This window comes from Paractinoplanes maris, from assembly GCF_023544465.1.
Lineage (GTDB): Bacteria > Actinomycetota > Actinomycetes > Mycobacteriales > Micromonosporaceae > Actinoplanes > Actinoplanes maris.
This window is the reverse complement of sequence record NZ_JALPVL010000005.1, coordinates 511,493-533,131: the sequence shown is the minus strand read 5'-3', so window position 1 is coordinate 533,131 and position 21,639 is coordinate 511,493. Positions and strand designations below refer to the sequence as shown.

At 72.2% G+C, this 21,639-nt stretch carries 16 protein-coding genes and 1 pseudogene; 7 read left to right on the top strand and 10 right to left on the bottom strand.

The features are described from left to right. Nucleotides 1–5: 5 nt before the first annotated feature. The 5 genes from NAG42_RS17545 to NAG42_RS17525 all read right to left on the bottom strand — a co-directional run bounded on the left by NAG42_RS17545 (nucleotide 6) and on the right by NAG42_RS17525 (nucleotide 6,960). A complete protein-coding gene (locus NAG42_RS17545) occupies nucleotides 6–800 on the bottom strand; it encodes an ABC transporter permease subunit (RefSeq protein ID WP_250031367.1) in 795 nt (264 codons plus the stop codon). Next, entirely contained in the window at nucleotides 797–1,522 is a 726-nt protein-coding gene (locus NAG42_RS17540; RefSeq protein WP_250031366.1) for an ABC transporter ATP-binding protein, read from the bottom strand. Before NAG42_RS17540 ends, NAG42_RS17545 begins: the two co-directional genes overlap by 4 nt. Before the next feature lie 150 nt (nucleotides 1,523–1,672). Further along, on the bottom strand, nucleotides 1,673–1,954 hold the full coding sequence (locus NAG42_RS17535; RefSeq protein ID WP_250031365.1) for a hypothetical protein: 282 nt from the start codon (nucleotides 1,952–1,954) through the stop codon (nucleotides 1,673–1,675). A 76-nt stretch (nucleotides 1,955–2,030) separates the two neighbouring features. Continuing rightward, the gene (locus NAG42_RS17530) at nucleotides 2,031–4,319 is read right to left on the bottom strand and encodes a glycoside hydrolase family 9 protein (protein WP_250031364.1); all 2,289 of its coding nucleotides are present in this window, start codon (nucleotides 4,317–4,319) and stop codon (nucleotides 2,031–2,033) included. Nucleotides 4,320–4,377: 58 nt separating this feature from the next. After that, entirely contained in the window at nucleotides 4,378–6,960 is a 2,583-nt protein-coding gene (locus tag NAG42_RS17525; protein ID WP_250031363.1) for a tetratricopeptide repeat protein, read from the bottom strand. 341 nt (nucleotides 6,961–7,301) lie between these two features. Here NAG42_RS17525 and NAG42_RS17520 point away from each other — a divergent pair, with 341 nt between their 5' ends. The 4 genes from NAG42_RS17520 (at nucleotide 7,302) to NAG42_RS17505 (ending at nucleotide 10,789) form a co-directional block, all read left to right on the top strand. Further along, on the top strand, nucleotides 7,302–7,958 hold the full coding sequence (locus NAG42_RS17520; RefSeq protein WP_250031362.1) for a DUF4142 domain-containing protein: 657 nt from the start codon (nucleotides 7,302–7,304) through the stop codon (nucleotides 7,956–7,958). Next, on the top strand, nucleotides 7,955–8,626 hold the full coding sequence (locus NAG42_RS17515; protein WP_250031361.1) for a class F sortase: 672 nt from the start codon (nucleotides 7,955–7,957) through the stop codon (nucleotides 8,624–8,626). Before NAG42_RS17520 ends, NAG42_RS17515 begins: the two co-directional genes overlap by 4 nt. Nucleotides 8,627–8,737: 111 nt before the next feature. Continuing rightward, nucleotides 8,738–9,283: an NfeD family protein gene (locus NAG42_RS17510; RefSeq protein ID WP_250031360.1), complete on the top strand. Its 546-nt coding sequence runs from the start codon at nucleotides 8,738–8,740 to the stop codon at nucleotides 9,281–9,283. Further along, nucleotides 9,284–10,789 carry a flotillin family protein gene (locus NAG42_RS17505; protein WP_250031359.1) on the top strand — a complete coding sequence of 502 codons (1,506 nt, stop codon included), beginning with the start codon at nucleotides 9,284–9,286 and terminating at the stop codon, nucleotides 10,787–10,789. A gap of 7 nt (nucleotides 10,790–10,796) precedes the next feature. On the opposite strand, the gene NAG42_RS17500 is transcribed toward NAG42_RS17505, so the two are convergent. Continuing rightward, nucleotides 10,797–11,759: a D-2-hydroxyacid dehydrogenase family protein gene (locus NAG42_RS17500; protein WP_250031358.1), complete on the bottom strand. Its 963-nt coding sequence runs from the start codon at nucleotides 11,757–11,759 to the stop codon at nucleotides 10,797–10,799. Between the two features lie 121 nt (nucleotides 11,760–11,880). Between NAG42_RS17500 and NAG42_RS17495 the strand changes: the two genes are divergently transcribed. After that, on the top strand, nucleotides 11,881–14,598 hold the full coding sequence (locus NAG42_RS17495) for an Ig-like domain-containing protein (protein ID WP_250031357.1): 2,718 nt from the start codon (nucleotides 11,881–11,883) through the stop codon (nucleotides 14,596–14,598). 104 nt (nucleotides 14,599–14,702) lie between these two features. On the opposite strand, the gene NAG42_RS17490 is transcribed toward NAG42_RS17495, so the two are convergent. The 3 genes and pseudogenes from NAG42_RS17490 to NAG42_RS17480 all read right to left on the bottom strand — a co-directional run bounded on the left by NAG42_RS17490 (nucleotide 14,703) and on the right by NAG42_RS17480 (nucleotide 17,941). After that, nucleotides 14,703–15,542 (bottom strand): sulfurtransferase, encoded by an 840-nt coding sequence (locus tag NAG42_RS17490; protein ID WP_250031455.1) that lies wholly within the window; start codon nucleotides 15,540–15,542, stop codon nucleotides 14,703–14,705. Nucleotides 15,543–15,842: 300 nt separating this feature from the next. Continuing rightward, a pseudogene (locus tag NAG42_RS17485) lies at nucleotides 15,843–16,718 on the bottom strand (ketopantoate reductase family protein); the annotation flags it as partial. A gap of 167 nt (nucleotides 16,719–16,885) precedes the next feature. Beyond that, nucleotides 16,886–17,941: an aldose epimerase family protein gene (locus NAG42_RS17480; RefSeq protein ID WP_250031356.1), complete on the bottom strand. Its 1,056-nt coding sequence runs from the start codon at nucleotides 17,939–17,941 to the stop codon at nucleotides 16,886–16,888. A 114-nt stretch (nucleotides 17,942–18,055) separates the two neighbouring features. Here NAG42_RS17480 and NAG42_RS17475 point away from each other — a divergent pair, with 114 nt between their 5' ends. After that, nucleotides 18,056–19,081 (top strand): arabinan endo-1,5-alpha-L-arabinosidase, encoded by a 1,026-nt coding sequence (locus NAG42_RS17475; RefSeq protein ID WP_250031355.1) that lies wholly within the window; start codon nucleotides 18,056–18,058, stop codon nucleotides 19,079–19,081. 12 nt (nucleotides 19,082–19,093) lie between these two features. Then, entirely contained in the window at nucleotides 19,094–20,545 is a 1,452-nt protein-coding gene (locus NAG42_RS17470) for a family 43 glycosylhydrolase (RefSeq protein ID WP_250031354.1), read from the top strand. 13 nt (nucleotides 20,546–20,558) lie between these two features. Here NAG42_RS17470 and NAG42_RS17465 read toward each other — a convergent pair whose 3' ends face one another. After that, complete coding sequence (locus NAG42_RS17465) at nucleotides 20,559–21,623, bottom strand: TerC/Alx family metal homeostasis membrane protein (protein ID WP_250031353.1); 1,065 nt, start codon at nucleotides 21,621–21,623, stop codon at nucleotides 20,559–20,561. Nucleotides 21,624–21,639 lie beyond the last annotated feature (16 nt).

The window sequence follows — 21,639 nt, the reverse complement described above, 5'->3', positions numbered from 1 at the left end:
CATTCTCACGCATCCCGCCGGGCCAGCAACCATCCGCCGACGGCCAGGGCGACCGCGGCGTACAGGGCCAGCACGCCCAGCCCGGTCCACGCGGACAGGAAGTCCGGGCAGGACGCCGCGTCGGTACCGCAGGTCACCGGCCTGGTCGTGCTCAGCGAGTTCGCCACAATCAAAATCGGCATGTACGTCGCCACGGCGTGCGCCATGATGCCGACGAACTGGGCCACCACGTAGACGCCGCCCACCAGCACGCCGATCGCGGCCGCGCTGTGCCGGATGATCGCGCCCAGTCCCAGGCCGATCAGCCCGATCAGGCAGGAGCCGGCCCCGGTCACCGCGACCGCCCGCAGCACCCCGGGCTGATCCAGCGCCGGGGCGGCGACGCCGGGACGCAGCGTGGCTTGCACGGCGAAGAACGCGACGAACGCCGCCACCTCCCCGGCGATCAGCGTCACGGCCCCGAACACCACCGCCTTCGCGGCCAGCACGAGCGGGCGCCGCGGAACGGCGGCCAGCGTGGCCCGGATGGTTCCCGAGCTGTATTCGCCGGTCATGGTCAGGACGCCCAGCACCCCGGTCAGCAGCAGGCCGGGGACCACCCCGGCCAGCGCGTTGTTGGTCACGTCGCCCGAGCCGTCGCGGGTGTTCAGGCCCACGGCGACCCCGATCGCCACCGTGCCGGCCGCCGTCGCGAGCAGGGTCCACCAGGTCGAGCGGAGGCTGCGCAGCTTGATCCATTCCATCCGGGCCGCCTGGGCCAATCCGTACCGGCCGGCCGGCACCCGAGTCTGCGCGGTCATGACGTCGCCTCGTTCCCCTGATATTCGACAGCCTCGCTGGTGAGCCGGAAGAACGCGTCCTCCAGCGACGCCGACCCGGCCGAGAGTTCGGCCACGGTGGTGTCCGCGAGCAGGCGCCCCCGGCCGATCACGACCAGGCGCTCGGCGGTCAGCGCCATCTCGCTGATCAGGTGGCTGGAGACGAACACGGTGCGACCCTGCGCGGCCAGCGACTTGAGCAGGTTGCGGATCCACCGGACGCCCTCGGGGTCGAGCCCGTTGACCGGCTCGTCGAGCAGCAGCACCGCCGGATCGCCCAGCAGCGCCGCGGCCATCCCCAGGCGCTGGCTCATGCCGAGGGAGAACTTCCCGGCCCGTCGCCCGGCCGCGGCGGTCAGGCCGACCAGGTCGAGCACCTCGTCGACCCGGGCCGGCGGGATCGCGCCGGCCGCGGCCAGGGCGGCCAGGTGGTTGCGGGCGGTCCGGCCCGGGTGAGCCTTGGCGTCCAGCAGGGCGCCGACCTCGCGCAGCGGCCAGCGCAGCTCGCGGTAGCGGTGCCCGCCGACCCGGGCCTGGCCGGCATCGGGCCGGTCCAGTCCGAGGATCAGCCGCATCGTGGTGGACTTGCCCGACCCGTTGGGGCCGAGGAAGCCGGTGACACTGCCCGGCCGCACGTCGAAGCTGAGCGCGTCGACCGCGATCGTGCGTCCGTATCGCCTGGTGAGATTCCGGACCTCGATCACCCGGGCTCCTTCCGTCGTCGATGACTACGGAAGTTCACGCTAGGCAGCCGGCGGCCCGGGCAGGACCCGGCTGACGGCCGTCTTCGGCTGGGGGATATCCCCCGGCGCGGGGCCCGGGCGTTGTCGCCCGGGCCCCGCTGTCCTACTTCGTCAGAGTGTCGTGGCGGCCGGGGCGTCCGACCCGGGCGCTTCCGAGCCGGGTGACGCGCCCGGGCCCGCGCCGTCCTTCTCCGGGCAGTCCCACTGTGTCGCAGACCCGGTGCCGCTGTCGGTGCCGCCGCCCGGTGTGGTGGTTTGTCCATTGTCGACTGTCACCTGGACGGCCGGCTCGGCCCGCTCCGGTCCCGCGGCGAGTGCGGTCCCGCCCACGCCGACGGCGACCGCGGCGGCGCCACCCGCAACCGCGAGACCGATGATGGTTCTGGTTCGCATGCTCAACTCCCGACTGTGCTTGGTTGTCCGGTGGGACCAGACAACCAAGCACGTCCGAAAATTGACCGAAGCGGCCTCAGACCGTGCAGGCGGTGCCGTTGAGGAGGAACGACGCCGGGCGGGGGTTGCTGCCGGTGTGGGTGCCGTTGAAGCCGAAGCTGACCGTCGCGCCCGCGGCCAGGCTGCCGTTCCAGCTCGGGCCGGTCGCGGTCACCTGGGTCCCCGACTGCGTCACCGTGGCCGACCAGGCCTGGGTGACCCGCTGCCCCGCCGCGTACGGGAAGGCGAGGCTCCACGCGGCGAGCGCGGCCGGGCCGTTGGTGAGCGTGACTGTGGCCGTGAAGCCGGTGCTCCAATCGTTGGTGGAGTAGGCCACCCGGCATCCCGACGGCGGGGTCGCGGTCGGGGTGGGCGTCGGGGTCGGCGAGGGTGAGGGGGAGTCGGACGGCGGCGGCGTCGTCGGTGCCGGGGTCACCGTGCCCGGTTCGGCGCCCCACACCCGGGTCGCGCCGTCATACAGCGTGACGCCCTGGTTGGGGCCGGCCGCCGCCTGATACGACGGGTCGTTGGTGGGATCCCAGGTGCCGCCCTCGACCACCCCGATCTTCAGCTGGACCTCCATCCGGTGGGCCGACTGGCCGGCCGGCGCGATGGTGTAGCCCGTGCAGTCGACCTCGACGTACCAGACGTTGCCGGAATACTGCTTGGCCGCCGTCGGTCCCGGGCAGCCCTGGGTGTAGGGCGACGACACGGTGAGCGCGGCATCGCCGTCGCGGGTGAAGTAGTAGCGGAACTTGCCGGCCGTCAGCGCGCGGGCCGGGAACGCCGACTTGTTGTAGACGACGGCTTTCACCCCGGTCGACCGCGTCTCGTTCTGCGTGATCGTGGTCTCGACCGACAGCTCGGGGAGGTCCGGCCGCTCGGCGACCGGGAAGCCGGCCGCGGGCGCTCCGCCGTATTCGCCGTACAGCCGGGCCAGCGCCGACGTGAAGCCGGCGTTGTAGTCGGTCGCCACCTCGTTCATCACGTAGTCGCCGCGGCTGTCGGTGTACTTGTCGTCCGGCGCCGACGGCCCGCCGACCAGCGCTCCGGAGAGGACGTGCCGGGTCTGCTCGGGCACCTGCTGGCTGTCCCACCACGACCCGTGAGCCGTCCGGTGATGCGGGTTCTTGGGGGCGTTGGTGCCGAACCCGATGACATAGCTGGAGTTGCGCGGGTTGGCGCCCAGCGCGTAGTCGATCTGTTTGACCGCGAAGTCGTGATACCGCTGCTTGCGGGCGGCGTCAGTCAGTGAATCGCTGTGGACCAGCGCCACGAACGCCGTGTTGGCCGCGTACCGCAGGGCACCCCACGTGTCGACGACCGCCATGCCGCCGGGTGACGTGCGTACCTTCTCGCCGTTGACGCCGACGGTGAACCAGTCGAGCCACCGGTTGGCGTCGTCGGCGTATTTCTGCTTGCCGGTCAGCCGGGCCAGCAGCACGTAGTTGCCGTACTGCTTGTTGTCCCAGGAGATCGTCCACTTGTACATCTTGGTGCTCGTCTGGTTCTCGTTGCCCTGCGCGTCGTACCCGGCCTCGGCCTTCGCCAGATACGAGGCGTCGCCGGTGGCCCGGTGGAGCCAGATCGCGCCCCACACCAGCTCGTCGGCATACCCGCTCCAGGACCGGTAGAACGAGGTCGCGTCGGTGATGCACTCGTGGTAGCTCTTGCGCACGGTGTCGGCGAACGCGTAGAGCTGCTTGGCGTGGGTGAGCAGCGTGTCCGCGTACGCCGCATCGGTCGGCCGGAAGACCAGGGAGCTGGCGGCCATCGCGGCCGCCGTCTCCGCCGCCAGCTCGGTGCCGCCGCAGCTGGCGTCGATCTTGTACGCCGGACGGGCCATCGGCAGCACCTCGGCCGGCCCCCACCACTTGTGGTCGTCGTCGCCCTTGCCCACCTGGCCGTAGAGCACGTTCGCCGACGGGTGAGCCTTGATGAAGTAGTCGTTGGGCACCCGCAGGTTGTTGAGCAGGTGGGTCAGCTGACCGGAATCCGCGTAGGCGGCCCGGTTCTCGACCGCGCCCCAGGCCAGCATGGTGGTCGTGAAGGCCATCGGCAGCCCGAACTTGACGTGGTCGCCCGCGTCGAACCAGCCGCCGGTCAGGTCGAGACCGACGTCCGAGCCGTCCCGCATCGCCGAGTCGCCCCGCCAGGAGACCCGGTTCCAGGCCGGCTTCTTGCCCGCCACCTGGGCCTCGTAGAAGAACAGCGACTTCTGGAGCGCCTCGCCGTAGCTGTAGGCGGGCGCGGCAGCCGCGCTCGGCGGGGCGGCCAGCCCGACCAGGCCGAGGACGAAGACGGCCAACAGCGCGCGCAGCTTCATGCCGGGACTCCTTTGCATCGATCTGCATCGTTACATGGGAGCGCTCCCGAAACAACGGTCAGGTCAATGAGGCGGCCTTGGCGCGCAGGCGCTCGGCCTCCTCCGGAGCGAACGCGGCGTACAGGTCGACGGCCTGCTCGAAGTGCGAGCGGGCCGACGGGGCGTCGCCGAGTTCCTGGTGGGCCCGGCCCAGACCGGCGTGTGCCTCGGCCTGCTGGCTGCGCGCGCCGACGCTGGTGGCGACGGCGAGCGCGTCCTCGAAGTGGGTGACGGCGTCGGCCGCCCGCCCGGCTGCCAGAACCGCCGCGGCCAGCCCGTTGCGCACGTGGGTCTCGCCGTCGCGGTCGCCGATCTCGCGGACGATGGTCAGCGCCTGCCGGTGGTGGTCGACCGCCCGCTCGAACTCGCCGATCCGGGTGTACAGCAGGCCCAGGCTGTCGAGCACGGTCGCTTCGCCGGACCGGCTGTGCACCTGGCGGAAGAGCGCCAGCGCCTCACTCAGGTGCCCGGCGGCCGGGTCGGGCAACCCCGACAGCAGTTCGACGTTGCCGAAGGTGTTGAGCACGAAGGCCGCGCTGTGCGGGTTACCGCTCTGCCGGGCCAGAGTCAGGGCCTGCTCGCAATAGCCGAGGGACTCCGGGATGCGGCCGGCCCGCTGCATGGTCATGCCGAGGCCGTTCAGGGTCAGGGCCTCGCCGTTGGGCTCGCCGGCCTGCCGGTAGAGGGCCAGCGCCCGCGTCCAGTGGCCGACCGCCGCGTCGAAGTCGCCCGACCGGTCCCCGACCATGCCCAGGTTGTAGAGGGCGGCGGCCTGCCCGACCGGATCGTCGATCTGCCGGAACAGGGCGACGGACTCCCGCAGGCAACCGGCTCCCTGCTCGGTGCGGCCCTGGCGCAGGTGGGCGATCGCGATGCCGGTCAGGGCGTGCGCCTGCGCGGTGACGTCCCCGCTGTCCCGGCCGGCCTCGAGGGCGTGGCCGTGCACCGCCAGGGCGTCGCTGCTCTCGCCGCCTTGAAGGAAGCGATAAAGAGTGCGCGCCAGCAGGGTGGTGTGGCCGGGCCAGCCGTGTCCGGCGGTGTGCGCGGCCACGGCGATCAGGGTCGGCCGTTCGGTCTCCAGCCAGGCCGACGCGGTCCCGGGCTCGGTGAGGTCCGGCGCCGGCGTGCCCGCGGGGGCGACAGCCGGGCGGCGGGCGGCCTCGGCCGGGTGCAGGGTGTTCATGGCCGCCGCGGCGGTCGCCAGGTAGTGGTCGAACAGGCGGGTCAGGGCCGCGTGGCGTACGGGTGGCGGATCCTGATCCTGGGCGCGGGTGGTGGCGTAGGCCCGGACGAGGTCGTGGAAGGTGTATCGCCCGGGGCCGGCCGGCTGCAGCAGGTGATCGCGGAGCAGGTGGCCGACCAGGGCGCGGGCGGTGGGCAGCTCGGCTCCGGCCAGCGCCGCCGCGGCGTACAGGTCGAGGTCCTGACCGGAGTGCAGGGCGGCCAGGCGCAGGAGCCGCCGCTGGTCGTGGGGGAGACCCTGGTACGACACGTCGAGCGCGAGCTCGACGCCGGTGTCCAGCCGCCGGGCGCGATGGCGCTCGTCGAGCCGGTCGGCGTGGTCGGTGAGCGTCCAGCCCGGCGTGCCCAGGACGTGACCGGCGATCAGGCTCAGCGCCAGGGGCAGGTGGCCGCCGCGCGAGGCGATCCGGGCCGCCGCCTGAGGATCCGGACCGGTGGGGACGCCGGGCAGCGCACCGGCCAGGAAGGTCAGCGCCTCGTCGGCGGTGAAGGTGCCGACGGTGAGCCGCGTCGCCGGGTCCAGGCCGGCCAGGCGGCGGCGGCTGGTGACCAGGGTGACGCAGCCCGCGGCGGCCGGCAGCAGGGGGCGTACCTGATCGGTGGTGGCCGCGTTGTCCAGCACGATCAGCGTCCGGGTGCCCGCGAGCAGCTCCTGGTAGGCCGCCGCGCGGGCCGCGAGGTCGTGCGGGATCCGCTGACCGGGCAGGCCGAGCAGCCGCAGGAACCCGTCCAGGACCGCTCCCGGATCGGCCGGCGGCTGGGTGTCGTCGGGGTGGAACCCGCGCAGGTTGACGAACAGCACCCGCTCGACCGCCTTCGCCCGCACGAGCTCGTGCCCGGCGTGCACGGCGAGCCGGGTCTTGCCGACCCCGGCCATCCCCTCGATCGCGGTGATCACCACCGCGCCGCCGTCCCGGACGGCCGCCCGCAGCCGGTCGAGCTCGCCGGTTCGCCCGGTGAACCCGTCCAGGTCCTCCGGCAGGACGTCCTGGACCCGCACCTGGGCCACCGCCTCGGTCTCGCCGCCGATCACCCGCAGGGCCTGCCGCCACTGGGTCACGTAGCCGACGTCGGGGTGCAACGCCTCGACCACCGCGATCACCAGGTCGGTGTTGAAGCGGCGTCGGCCGGGGGTGAAGAGGTTGGCCACGGTCGACCGCCGGGCCAGCTCGGTCGGCGGCCGGCCCGCCGCGGTCCAGGTCGCATTCACCCGGTCCTTGATCATCTCGTACGAGGGATCGCCCGCCCACACCTTGAGCAGCCGCAGCCGTTCGACCAGTTCGCCGAGCGAGCCCGCCCCGGCCGGGTCGGGCAGCGTGCCGAACGCGCCCGAGGGTGGCACCGGTTCCTGCGACGGCATCGCTCACTCCCAAGATCACGCCGGACGGCTCGAACGCCCGAGGTTAGGGCCTGGCTCGATCGCCGTCCAAATTCGTCCAGACTTCGTCCACGCCGTGGTCGGAGCCCGGAAACTCGACGCAGAGCCTGCTCAACGACGAGCGACGCCGGCCACGGGGGTCAGGGAACAAGTGTCCCTGGCAGGCCGGCCTGATCGTTCGGCCTCGTCGCTTCGTCGACGGGGCCGTTCGTTTTTCCGGATCTCTGCTCAAGAAAAGTTGCGTCGATTTCCGCGTCGAATGCCCGCATGGCCGGGCGAACACCGGGTACCCGCCTCTCGCTCCCGACGAGAGGAACTGTTCCATGTTGATCAAACGAGTCGCTGCGGTCCTGAGTGTCACCGGATTGCTCCTCCTCCCCGCGACGGCAGCTCAGGCCGCACCCTCCGACCAGGACGCCGCCTATCTGCGGGCGGCCCACCAGTCCAACCTGGCCGAGATCGCCGGCGGCCGGCTCGCGCAGCAGAAGGGCGCGAGCGAGGACGTCAAGGACCTGGGCGCCCGGTTCGTCGCCGACCACACCAAGCTCGACGCCGCCGTGAAGCAGACGGCCTCGCAGCTCGATGTGGACCTGCCCGACGCCCCGAACGAGAAGCAGCAGGCGCTGGCCGCTCGCTACCAGCAGGCGTCCGGCGACGACTTCGACGCCTTGTTCGTGTCGACCCAGATGGACGCCCACATGGCGGCCATGGCCAACGGCCAGAGAGAGATCGCCCGGGGCAGCGACGCCGCGGCCAAGAAGAACGCCCGGGCCGCCGCGCCGGTCATCGCGTCGCACCACGAGCTGCTGGACAACGCCGCCCGCGATCTCGGCGTGCCCACCAGCATCGGTAGCGGGACCGGCGGTCAGGCCGCGGACCGCACCTTCACCACGCCGGTGGTGGCGCTGCTGTCGTTCGGCGTCCTCCTGACGGTGGCCGCGGTGGTGCTGCTCCGGCGGCGCCGCACGGTCCAGGCGTGACCTTCGCACCGGCCGGCGGCCGGCGCACGGCAGGCTGGGCGGCTCTGGCCGCCGGTCTGTCGGCGTCGGTCGCCGGCGTGGTCCTGGCCATCCACTCGGGGCGGCCCGCCGAGGACGCCGGCTCGGTGCCCGCGGCGGCCGTCGCGCCGGGATCCGCCGCGGCCGTCGCGCCGGCCTCGTCCCCGGCTTTGCGTCCGAGCCGTGGCCCGGCTCCGGTGCCCAGCGCGCCGGCCTGGGCCGTGCCGGCCCGGGTGACGATCGGCAAGCTCCGCGTCGCGGCTCCGGTCGACGCCGTCGGCGTCCGGGCCGACCGCTCCCTCACCGTGCCGGACGATCCGGCCCGGCTCGGCTGGTGGATCGGGTCGGCGACGCCCGGTTCGGCCCGGGGGACAGTGGTGATCGCCGGTCACGTGGACACCGCCGAGGACGGCCCCGGCGCCCTGTTCCGGCTCGAGAACCTGCCCCTGGGCGCCACCATCGAGGTCCGCGCGGGCGAGCGCGTCTTCGCCTACCGCGCGGTCGCCCGGCGCAGCTACTCCAAGCAGCGCCTGCCGGCCGACCTGTTCGCCCCGGGCACCGCCCCGCGCCTGGCCCTGGTGACGTGCGGCGGCTCCTTCCACGACGGCGTCTACAGCCACAACGTCGTCGTCTACGCCGAGCCCGTCTGAGGCCCCCGCCGCGCGGGGACGACATCACCCGCGGCGGCGGTGACCGGCCCCGGGCGATTGGCGTTGATGAACTACCCTGACCTCGGCGTTCGGGCGGGGAAGGGCGGGCCGATGGCGACGGCGACGGTGGTTTTCCTGGTGCTCGGCGCCGCCGGTGTGGTGGTTCTCGCGCTCGCTCTGCTCGGCGGTGAGCTGCTGAGCGTCCTGCACTTCGGCGACGGTCCGGTCTCGCTCGAGGTGGTGGCCGGATTCCTCGGCGCCTTCGGGTTCGCCGGGGCGATCGCGGCCGAGCTGCTGGGCGCCGAGACCCCGGGGGCGATCGCCGCGGCCGCCGTCATCGGCTTGGTCGCCGCGGTGCCCACCGCCTGGCTGGCCCTGCGCCTGTCGCGGGCCGCCCGCACCATGCCCACCGACGCCACCCCACGCCGGCAGGATCTGGTCGGCTCCGTCGGTGTCATCGTCACGCCGGTGCCCGCGGGCACCGGTTACGGCGAGGTCCGCGTCCTGCTCGGCGGGCAGCCGGTCAAGCTGTACGCCCGCGCCGAGCACCCCATCCCGGCCGGCGCCCACGTCTTCGTGATCGAGGCGCCGTCCGACACGAGTGTCGTGGTCGAGGAAACCTTTCGGGTCGATGAGACCCTCCACCCTGGAGCGTAGATGTCACCTCTGCTCATCGCCGTCGGCGGTGCCGTACTCCTTGTCATCCTTATCGTCCTGTTCGTGCTCTCCCGGATCAAGGTGGCCGGGCCCAACGAGGCCTTCATCATCACCGGTCGCAAGGGCCGCACGACCCAGTCGGCCGACGGCACCAGCAGCACTGACATGTCCGGGCAGAAAGTCGTCATGGGCGCCTCGGTGTTCGTCCTGCCGGTCGTCCAGAAACTCCAGTCGCTCGACCTGTCCAGCCGCCGGATCGACGTCAGCATCCGCGGCGCGGTCTCCAAGCAGGGCATCCGGGCCGAGCTGCACGGCGTGGCGATCGTCAAGGTCGGCGGCAACGAGGGCGCGATCCGGGCCGCCGCCCAGCGCTTCCTGCACCAGCAGGCCGAGATCGAGGATTTCACCCGCGAGGTGCTGGCCGGTGCGCTGCGCTCGATCGTCGGCCGGCTCACGATCGAGGAGATCATCCGTGACCGGGCCGCGTTCGCCAGCGCGGTGGCCGAGGAGGCCGAGCACTCGATGACCAACCAGGGTCTGGTGCTCGACGCGTTCCAGCTGCAGGACATCGTGGCCGAGGGCTCCTATCTCCAGGACCTCGGCCGGCCCGAGGCGGCCCGCGTGCTCAAGGACGCGGCCATCGCCGAGGCCCGGGCCCGGCAGCAGGCCGAGCAGGAGCGCCTGCTGGCTGAGGAAGCCATCGCCGAGGCGCAGCGCAACCTGTCGCTCAAGCAGGCCGGCATCCAGGCCGAGATCGACGCGGCCAAGGCCCGCTCGGCCGCGGCCGGCCCGCTGGCCCAGGCCGAGCGCGACCAGGCCATCCTGGCCGAGCAGCAGAAGGTGGCCGAGCAGAACGCCGAGCTCAAGCAGCGCCAGCTCGACACCGAGGTGCGCAAGCCGGCCGACGCCCAGCGCTACAAGGTCGAGCAGGAGGCCGAGGCCTCCCGCGCCGCCGCCGTGCTCGGCGCCGACGCTCAGCGGCAGGCCACCATCGCCGCCGCGCAGGCGCAGGCCGAGCAGTCCCGGCTGACCGGTGAGGGTGAGCGCGCCCGGCGGGCCGCGCTGGCCGAGGCCAACGCGATCGAGGGCGCCAAGGAGGGCGAGGCCGAGCAGCGCCGCCGCACGGCGATCGCCGACGCGATCGAGCGCGAGGGGGCCGCCGAGGCGGCGGCCATCCTGGCCCGCGGTGGCGCCGAGGCCGAGGCGATGGCCCGCAAGGCCGAGGCGTTCGCCGCCTACGGCGAGGCGGCCGTGCTCGACCTGCTCGTCCGGGTGCTGCCGCAGGTCGTCGAGGCCGCGGCGGCGCCGATGAGTGCGATCGACAAGATGACCGTCATCTCGACCGACGGCGCCTCGTCGCTGACCAAGTCGGTGGCCGGCAACGTCGCTCAGGGCCTGCAGCTGGGCACCGACCTGACCGGCATCGACCTGACCGCGCTGCTCAGCAAGCTGGGCGCGGCCAAGGCCGTGAACGGCACGACACCGGAGCTCGAGACCGAGCGCTGAGCCGGCCTCAGGCCGGCGCCGCCAGGACGCGTACTGGCGCGCCGGCCTGCCAGGCAGCGATGTCCTCGACGACCTGCTCGTACATGCCGCGCAGGCTGCGCTCGGTGACATAGCCGAGGTGCGGCAGCAGCACGGTGCGGGGGGCGCCGCGCAGCGGGTTGCCCAGCGGCAGCGGCTCGACGCCGTAGACGTCGAGGCCGGCCCCGGCGATCCGGCCCGCGATCAGGGCGGCGACCAGCGCGGACTCGTCCACGATCGGGCCGCGGGACGTGTTGATCAGCACCGCCGACGGTTTCATGGCGGCCAGCTCGGCCGGGCCGACCAGGCCCGTCGTCCGCTCGCTGAGCTTGAGATGGATGGTCAGGACGTCGCTGCCGGCGAACAGCTCCTCGCGGGACACCAGGGTCGCCCCGGCCTCGGCCGCCCGTTGCTCGGTGAGATTCTCGCTCCAGGCGGTCACCCGCATGTCGAAGGCCTGGCCGATGCGCGCGACCTGGGTGCCCATCCGGCCCAGCCCGAGCACGCCCAGGGTGCTGCCGGCGAGGTCGGTGCCGATCGTGGTCTGCCAGCGGCCGTCGCGCAGTGCCCTGTCCTCGGTCACCACGTGCCGCCGGCAGGCCAGGATCAGCGCCCAGGTGAGCTCGGCCGTGTTCGAGCTCTTCGTGGCGCCGTACATGGCCGTTCCGCTGACCGTGACGCCGTGCGCCGCGGCGGCCTCGAGGTCGATGGCCGCGTTGTTCATGCCGGTGGTGACCAGCAGGCGCAGGCGGGGAAGCCGTTCGAACACCTCGGCCGGGAACGGGGTGCGCTCGCGCATGGCCACCACCACCTCGGCGTCGCTCAGCGCGGCGATCAGCTCGGTGGGGTCGAGATGCTCGTGCCGCACGTCGACGTCGGCCTCCGGCAGGGCACCGAAATCGCCGTAATCCCGGGCCACTCGCTGATAATCGTCCAGCACCACGATTTTCATGCCCCTCACCGTAATGGCCGGAGATCACGGGAGCTGTCGCTGTTACCGCAGGCCTGGAAATCGCCTCGCCTGCGGATTTCCGACTGATCCGGGCGGCGATCGACGTGCGACGTTGTCGTTCATGCGCCGTCGCCCCTGGATCGTTGCCGCCGCTCTCGTGCTCGCCGGATCTGTCGCCCCGGCCACCCCCGCCACCGCTGCCGTCACCCCGGTCGCCCGGATCAACTTCCAGCCGGCCACGTCCGCCGTTCCGGCCGGCTACACCGCCGACACCGGGACCGCCTTCGACGCCGGGCGCGGGTCCGGCTGGGTACGGCGCGGCACCACCGAGCCGCTCGACCTGACCCGCAACACCCGGGACCGGGCCCGGGCCGGTGTCGACGCGCGGCTCAACACCGTCATGCACATGCAGTACGGCGATGTCGGCGGCACCAACGGCGTGCTCACCGAGGGCGCCTGGGAGTATGCCGTGGCCGACGGCACCTATCAGGTGACCGTCTCGGCCGGCGACCAGCCCACGTACGACAGCCGGCACACCGTGCGGGTCGAGGGCGTCGTGGCCGTCGGCGAATTCGTCTCCACCGCCGCGGCCGAGTTCCGCCCGGCGACGGTGACGGTGGCGGTCACCGACGGCCGGCTCACCGTCGATGCGGTGGGCGGCACCAACACCAAGCTCAACTATGTCGACCTCAGCCGGGTCACCGCCGATTTCGTGCCGCTGAAGGTGGACTTCTCCGACGCGGCCACCACGCCGGCCGCCGGATACGTCCGCGACTCGGGAGGCGCCTTCACCGCGGCCCGCGGCTTCGGCTGGGTCGACCTCGGCGAGCGTACGCCGATCGACCTGACCGGCAACGGCCGCAACCGCAATCCGGCCGCCGGCCAGACCGACCCGCGCCTCGCCACCTTCCTGCACGCGCAGCTCCCGGCCGGATCCGCCGGCGTGGCCACCCCGGGCGCCTGGGAGGCGGCCGTTCCGGCCGGGCTCTACACAGTCACCGTGGCCGTCGGCGATGCCGGGACCGCGGTCAACAGTACGAACTGGGTGTCCGTCGAGGACCAGAACGCGATCGCCGCCTTCACCCCCACCGCCACGACCAAGTTCTCCACCGCCACCAGGACCGTGCGGGTCACCGACGGGCGCCTGACCATCAGCCCGGCCGGTGGGGTCAACGCCAAGTTCGCGTACGCCGACATCGCCGCCGTGGCCGGGGCCGAGAGCACGCCGGCCGTGCGCACCAGTACGCCCGCCAACCTGGCGACCGGCGTGCCGCTGACCACCAGCGTCGTCGAGGACCTGGTGCTGCCCAACGGCGGCGTGCGGGCGGCCTCGCTGACCAGTTCGACGGTCACGCTGACCCGGCTCAGCGACGGCGCCCCGGTCGCCGCGACCACTATTACCAGCGGTGGCGGCGACGTCATCAACCTCTCACCGACCGCGCCCCTGGCCCCGCTGACGACCTACCGCTTCACCGTCACCAGCGGCGTGACCGACGTGACCGGCAGGCCCTTCGCCCCGTACTCGATGGTCTTCACCACCGCCAGTGGCAATCCCACCGGTGGCTCGGCGGCGTTCGACAAGACTGTCGGCGTGGCCACCGGCGCTCCGTTCACCACGGTCGTGAAGGGCCCGGACGGCCGGCTCTACGCGGGCACCCTCGACGGCCGCGTCTTCCGCTTCCCGATCAACGCCGGCGGCACGCTCGGCACCCCGGTGGTCATCAATGCCGTACGGGACAACGCCGCCGCCCTCGGCCTGCCGGGCGCACCGGCCCGCACGGTCATCGGGATGGCCTTCGACCCGGCGTCGACCGCGGCCGCGCCGATCCTCTGGGTGACCGACAACTACCAGTACACCGGGCCGCTGAACGTGCCCGACTGGTCGGGACGGATCGGCCGGCTCAGCGGGGCCGACCTCGGCACGTACACCCCGGTGGTGGTGAACCTGCCGCGGTCGGTGAAGGACCACGAGACGAACTCGCTGGCGTTCGGGCCGGATGGGGCGCTGTATCTGTCGCAGGGCGCCAACAACGCGATGGGTGCCCCGGACTCGACGTGGGGCAACCGGCCGGAGCGGGTGCTCAGCGCGGCCGTCCTGCGCCTCGACCCGGGGCGGCTGCCGGCGGCGTTGCCGCTCGATGTGAAGACCGAGGACGGTGGCACCTATAGCCCGTACGCCGGAAGTGTGCCCTTGACCTTGTATGCCACCGGCGTTCGGAACGCGTACGACCTGGTGTGGCACCGCAACGGCCACCTCTACGCGCCGACCAACGGCTCGGCGGCGGGCGGCAACACGCCCGCGACTCCGGCCACCCTGCCGGCCTCGTGTGCCCGCCGCGGCTACACCGGACCGGCCGTGCCTGCCCTGACGAACGTGCCGACGGCCGAGACCGACTACGTCTTCGACGTGCGGGCGGGCCGCTACTACGGTCATCCCAACCCGGCGCGCTGCGAGTGGGTGCTGGCCGGCGGCAACCCGACCGCGGGCACCGATCCGTTCCAGGTCGGGGCCTATCCGAGCGGCACCGCCCCCGATCCCGCCTTCGACCTGGCGGGCACCTACGACGCCGGGCTGCACGCCTCGGCCAACGGCTCGATCGAGTATCGCGGCGGCGCCCTCGACGGCAAGCTGCTGGTGGTCCGGTACTCGGCCGGGCAGGACATCGAGACTTTCGACGTCGCCGCGTCGGGCGCGCTGTCCAACCGGACGACCGGCATCACCGGGTTCACCGGGTTCAGTCAGCCGCTCGACGTGACCCAGGATGTGGCCACCGGCAACCTCTATGTGACCGAGCTCGGCGCCTCCCGGATTACGCTGCTCAAGCCGCGGGTGCCGTGATCGGGTCCGCCCGCCGGCGACCTCTGTGTGACCGGGCTCGGCGCCCTCGGATCACGCTGCTGGAGCCGCGGTGCCGTGATCGGTCCGGCCCACCGGTCCGGCGGTCATGATGTGCCGGAACCCGTGCCGGTGCCGGTTCCGGCCGGGCGGCCCGGGTCCGACGACCACTCCGACCACGAACCGGGATAGAGGGCGGCGTCGATGCCGGCGATCGCCAGGGCGGCGATCTCGTGCGCGGCGGTCACGCCTGATCCACAATAGACACCGACCGGGCCGCGCAGTCCGGCGAAGCGCTCCCGCAACGCGGCGGTGGCGAGGAACCGGCCACCGTCCAGGTTGGCCGCGGTGGGCAGGCTGACCGCGCCGGGGATGTGCCCGGCCCGCGGGTCGACCGGCTCGACCTCACCGCGGTAGCGCTCGCCGGCCCGGGCGTCGACCAGCGTTCCCGTACGGGGCAGGTCGGCCGCCTGGTCCGCGTTCAGGGTGGGCAGCTGTCCGGGCCGGAGTACGACGTCGCCGGCCGGGCGGGAAGGGGCGTCGCCGGTGGCCTGGGGGTGGCCCGCGGCCAGCCAGGCGGCCAGCCCGCCGTCGAGGATGCGGACGTCGGGGATACCGGCCCAGCGCAGCAGCCACCACGCGCGGGCGGCGGCGAGCCCACCGGTGTTGTCGTAGACGACCACGCCGCCGCGCCGGGTCACGCCCCATCGGCGTACGTCGTCCTGGAACTTGGCCAGGTCGGGGAGGGGGTGCCGGCCGGTGCCGGTGCCGGGGCGGGCCGGACCGGCCAGCTCGGTCTCGAGATCGACATAGACGGCACCGGGGATGTGGCCCGCGCGGTAGTGCTCGGCCCCGTGCGGGTCGCCCAGGACCCATCGCACGTCCAGCACCACCGGCGCGTCCGATCCGGTCAGCCGCGCCTGCAACTCGGCCACGTCGATCAGAATGTCGTCACGGCGGTCGCCGGCGGAGAACGCGTCGGTTGGTCTGGCGTCGCGGGGATCGCTGGTCGGGAGTGCGGGGGTGGGGCCGGCGTCGCGGTGGTCACTGGCCGAGGGCGTGATGGTCGGGCTGGTGTCGCTGTGGTCGCCGACCGGGGGCGTGTGGGTTGGGCTGGTATGGCTCTGGTCGCCGGCCGGGGACGTGAGGGTGGGGCCGTTGTCGTGGTGGTTGTGGGGCGGGAGCAGGGCGGCCAGATCGGCGTCGTCGAGTGAGCCCGGCGCTGTGCCCTCGGAGGCCGCCCGTCGGACGCGTTCCTGCACGGCCTGGTTGAGCGGTGCGGGGACGCCGTGCAGCCGGCCCAGCAGGACGATCTCACCGTTCAGGTAGTCGGTTTCGGGGGTGGCGCCGCGGGCCAGGCTCTGCCAGGTCGAGTGCCCGGGCCGGGGGTGGCCCGGCACCGGCCGCTGGACGAAACCGCCGAGGTCGGCTCCCAGGTCGGCCGGGTCGATCCCCGCCGCGGCGAAGACGGCCTCGGCCTCCTGCCGCAGCACAGCCGCCGCCGCTTTCCGCCGGTCGCCGGGCGGATAGAGCGCGTCCAGGCCGTTGACGAGATTGCCCAGCAGCTTGCCGGCCTTCCACCGCTGGATGTCGGGCACCACCCGGGCGACCACTCCGGCCCGGCGCAGGTCGTCCGCGATGCCCTCGGCCGGCTCGCCGCTCCCGGCCGGGTAGCGGCCCAGCCACACCACCGCCGGGGCCGGATGGCCGGGGGAGACGACCTCGCCCGGGGTGAGATGGCTGACCGGGGCCCAGATGACACCGCCGATCACGGTGGGGAACAGGCGTAGCGCCAGACGTTCGTTCTCCAGGCCGTTCTGCAGGGTCAGGAGCGGGACGTCGGTGGCGCCGGCCCACTTCTGCAGGGCCGCGGCCGTGTCCTGCGACTTGGTGGCCAGCACGAGCACGTCCCCGTCACGGACCGGCGTCTCGTCGGGACCGGACGACACCGGGATGCGCAGCCGGTGCTCACCGTCGGGACGCAGGTAGCGCAGACCGTGCTCGCGCAGTGCCTCGAGGTGGGCGCCCCGCGCCACCAGGACGACGTCGATGCCGGCCTGGTGCAGCTGGGCTCCGACCGTGGCACCGATCGCGCCCGCACCGACGATGATGTAGCGGCTCATCTGCCTGTCCTTGTCCATGCGGCCCTACCCGGGAAGTCCCCGAGATCGTCGCATTCCCCGGGCCGGCCGCTGTCAGCCACCCGAAGCGCCAAGACTCGGACGCCGTGGCCGGCCCCGCTGTCGCCCTGCCCGTGGCGCCGGGCCCGGAGCGGTCCGGCCAGTCGCGGTCAGGTGGCTGAGACGCCGAACTGGAAGACCGTGGTCGAGCGGTGGGTCTCGCCGGGGCGCAGGACGGTTGACGGGAAGGCGGGTTGGTTGGGGGAGTCCGGGTAGTGCTGGGTCTCCAGCGCCAGCCCGTCGCCCTGGCGGTAGAGGCGGCCGCTGGTTCCGGTGATCGTGCCGTCGAGGAAGTTGCCGGAGTAGAACTGCAGCCCGGGCTGGGTGGTGGAGACGGTCAGCGTCCGTCCGCTGGTCGGCTCGGTCACGTGTGCGGCCGGGGAGAGTTCGCCGCTCGGGCCGTCGAGCATCCAGTTGTGGTCGTAGCCGCCGGCGTGGGCCAGTTGGGCGTCGCCGGTGCGGATGCGCTCGCCGACGGCCACCGGCTCGCGGAAGTCCATCGGGGTGCGGGCCACCGGATGGAAGTCGCCGGTGGGGATCAGGTCGGCGTCGACCGGGGTGAAGTGGGTGGCGTTGATCCGCAGCCGGTGGTCGTAGATGTCGCCGCTGCCCTCGCCGGCCAGGTTGAAGTAGCTGTGGTTGGTCAGGTTGACCACGGTCGGCGCGTCGGTGGTGGCCTCGTAGTCGATCCGCAGCGCGTTGTCCACGGTCACCGAGTATCGGACGGTGACGCTCAGGGCGCCGGGATAGCCCTGGTCGCCGTCGGGGCTGACCAGCCGCAGCTCGAGCGCCTCGTCGACCGTCGTGGCCGACCACAGCCGCTGGTCGAAGCCGCTCGCGCCGCCGTGCAGGCTGCTGGGTCCGTTGTTGATCGGCAGCTGGTAGGTGGTGCCGTCGAGCTCGAAGCGGCCCTGGGCGATCCGGTTGCCGTAGCGGCCGATGAGCGCGCCGAAATACGGCCCCGGGTTGTCCAGGTAGCCCTGCAGCCGGTCGAAGCCGAGGACGACGTTGGCCGTGGCGCCCGTCCGGTCCGGAACCTCCAGGCTCTGCAGGACGCCCCCGTGGGTGAGGACCGCGGCACGCAAGCCGGCGCCGTTGTCGAGCAGGTAGCGGTCGACGGGTCCCGAGGCCGAGCCCCAGTCCTCGCGCGTGATCGATGCTGACATTCCGACCACGGTAGCGGTGTCCGCGGTATTTGACATCTGCATGGTTAACGTTAACATCGACGAACAACAATGGTGGCGAGGCGTGGGGGAGCCGACCGATCTCGAAGGAGCATCATGTCCAGCACTCGACGCGCCTTGCTCGCCGGCGCGGTGGCGACCGTCGTCGTGGCGATCGGCGCCATCACGATGCAGGCCCAGGCGGCGACGACCGGAGCGACCGCACCCGTCGCGGCGGCCACTCCGACCGTGCCACCACCCTCGTACCCCGGCCCGGGCGCCGTCTCCGGCGCGACCGGCACGCACGACCCGGCAATGGTGAAGACGCCGTCGGGCACCTATCTGCTGGCCCAGACCGGTACGAACATCCCGCTGACAACCTCGGCCGACCGCACCGCGTTCCGGGCGGCGGGCAGCGCCTTCCCGAACGGCGCGCCGTGGACGACGGCCTACACCGGCGGCAGCCGCAACCTGTGGGCGCCGGACATCTCGTACCGCAACGGCCAGTACTACCTGTATTACTCGGCCTCGACGTTCGGGTCCAACCACTCGGCGATCTTCCTGGCCACCAGCCCAACCGGTGCCTCCGGCAGCTGGACGAATCAGGGCCTGGTCATCGAGTCGCGTACCGCCGACAACTTCAACGCGATCGACCCCAACCTGCTCGTCGACGACGCCGGTCGGTGGTGGTTGAGCTTCGGGTCGTTCTGGTCGGGCATCAAGCAGGTGGCGCTGAACCCGTCGACCGGCAAGCGCTCCGACTCCACGATCCGCGCCATCGCCGGCCGTAACGGCGGGGCGATCGAGGCGCCGTTCCTGTTCAAGCACGGCGGCTACTACTACCAGTGGGTGTCGTTCGACCGGTGCTGCCAGGGCGCGGCCAGCACCTACCGCATCATGGTCGGCCGTTCGACCAGCCCCGACGGGCCGTTCACCGACCGCGCCGGCATCGCGATGAACTCCGGCGGCGGCACCCAGGTGCTGGCCGGGCACGGCAGCATCCACGGGCCGGGGCACCAGGCCGTGCTGGCCGACACCGACGCCGACGTCCTCGTCTACCACTACTACGCCGACAACGGCGCGTCCCGGCTCGGCATCAACCTCATCGGCTACGACGCGGCCGGCTGGCCGTTCGTCTACTAAGAGAGGCTGCTCATGCGTACGCTCCGCAGAGCTCTCGTCCTGCTGCTGGCCGCCGTCGGCACGGCCGCCGTGGCCACCGAGGCGCAGGCCGCCACGGTCAACCCCAACGTCCCGTACGTGATGGTCAACCGCAACAGCGGGAAGGCGCTCGACGTCTACAACCTGGCCACCACCGACGGTGCGGCGATCAACCAGTACGCCCGTAACGACGGCGCCTGGCAGCAGTGGAAGTTCCTCGATTCCGGTGGCGGCTGGTATCGGGTGCAGTCGGTGCACAGCGGCAAGGTGCTCGATCTGCCCACCACGGCCGACGGCGTCCAGCTCGTGCAGAACGCCGACCGCAACGACGCCCGGCAGCAGTTCCGGCTGGCCGACTCGGCCGGCGGCGACGTCCGGCTGATCAACCGCAACAGCGGCAAGGCCCTGGACGTCTGGGAGTTCTCGACCGCCGACGGGGCCAAGGTCTCCCAGTTCCAGGATCTCGACGGGGCCAACCAGCAATGGCAGCTGATCGCGCTCGGCTCGGCCGCCCGCACGTTCACCAACCCGATCAAACGCAACGGCCCGGACCCGTGGCTGCAGTACTACAACGGCTTCTACTATCTGGCCACCACGACGTGGAACTCGACCGTCACGATGCGGCGCTCGTCCACTCTGGCCGGATTGGCCTCGGCCGCCGATCAGGTGATCTTCAACCTGGGCGGCCGGGCCAACGGCTGCTGCAACATGTGGGCGCCCGAATTCCATCTGCTCAACGGTCGCTGGTACCTGTATTACGTGGCCGGGCAGAACGTCTCGGACTACAACCCGACGCAGCGGCTGCACGTCCTGGAGAGCTCGGGCACCGACCCGATGGGCCCATACACCTTCAAGGCCGACCTGGGCGGCGACTGGCAGCTCGACGCCAGTGTTCTGAAGGTCGGCAGCAACCTCTATCTGATGGGCACGTACGGCGGTGACGGCGCGGGCCAGAGCAACTTCATCCAGCGCCTGGCCAACCCGTACACCCTGAGCGGGTCGAGGGTGCGGCTGAGCTCGCCGACACTGTCATGGGAGCGGCAGACCGGGGCGGTCAACGAGGGGCCCGAGCCGTTGTACCGCAACGGCAAGGTGATGGTGGTCTATTCGGCCTCGGCCTGCTGGGGTCCCGACTACAAGCTGGGACTGCTCACGCTGACCGGCACCGACCCGATGAACCCGGCCCACTGGACCAAGAGCGCCAACCCGGTCTTCCAGCGCAGCGACGCCAACAGTGTCTTCGCCCCGGGCCACAACGGCTTCTTCAAGAGCCCGGACGGCACCGAGGACTGGATCGTCTACCACGCCAACGACTCGGCCGGCGGCGGCTGCGACATGAACCGCTCCACCCGCGCCCAGAAGTTCACCTGGAACGCCGACGGAACCCCCAATTTCGGTACGCCCGTGCGCCTCGGCGTCACCCTGACCGCACCCTCGGGAGAGTGACGCCGCGCCGCCACTAGGACACGTCGTCCCGGGACTGCCCCACGGGTACCGGGCCGGCGGTCCCGGGCTCGGCGACCGCGCCGGCGCCGGCCGTGGCCGCGTCGCGACGGTTGGCCACCATGCTGGTGATCGTCACCGTGATCAGGGTGACCGCGATGACGCCCAGGGAGGCCAGCGTCGGCACCTCGGGCAGCGACGGCCAGACGCCGTGGGCCCAGTGCAGCACCAGTTTCACGCCGATGAAGGCCAGGATGATGGCCAGGCCGTAATCGAGGTGGCGCAGCTTGTCGAGCACGTTGCGGAGCACGAAGTACAACGCCCGCAGACCCATCAGGGCGAACGCATTGGTCGCGAACACCAGGTAGGGATCCTCGGTCACGCCGTACACGGCCGGGACCGAGTCGACCGCGAACACGATGTCGGTCATGAACACGGCGAACACCACGACCGCGAGCGGGGTCAGCGCGCGGCGGCCGGCCTGGCGGATGACCATCTTGCTGCCGTGGTACTCCTTCGTGACCGGGAAGAACCGGCGGAGCACCTTGACGCTGCGCATCTGATCGATGTCGACCGAGTGGGCGTCGTCGCTGCGGGCGTCGCGCAGCACCTTCACCGCGGTCAGCAGCAGGATGGCCCCGAAGAGCAGGAACGCCCAGGTGCCGGCCTGGAGGACGGCGGCGCCGAGCGCGATGAAGATGCCCCGCAGGACGAGAGCGCCCGCGATGCCGTACAGGAGAACGCGCTGAGCCAGGGCCGAGGGCACGGCGAACGCGCCCAGCAGGAGCATGAAGACGAACAGATTGTCGACCGACAGCGATTTCTCGACGACGAACCCAGTGTAGAACTCGATCGCCGGCCGGCTGCCGTAGGCCCACCAGAGCACCAGGCCGAACACGGCCGGCAGCGTCAGGTAGAAGACCGACCAGCCGGCGGCCTCGCGCATCGAGACGTCGTGGGGCTTGCGGGTGACCACAAAATCGGCCACCAGGAGCCCGATCAGGACCGCGATGCTGATCGCCCACAACAGGGGGGATGCGAGCGTCTCGAGCGGTGCGGCCAGGATAGGACTGTGCGCCATCGGGGACCTCCTCGGA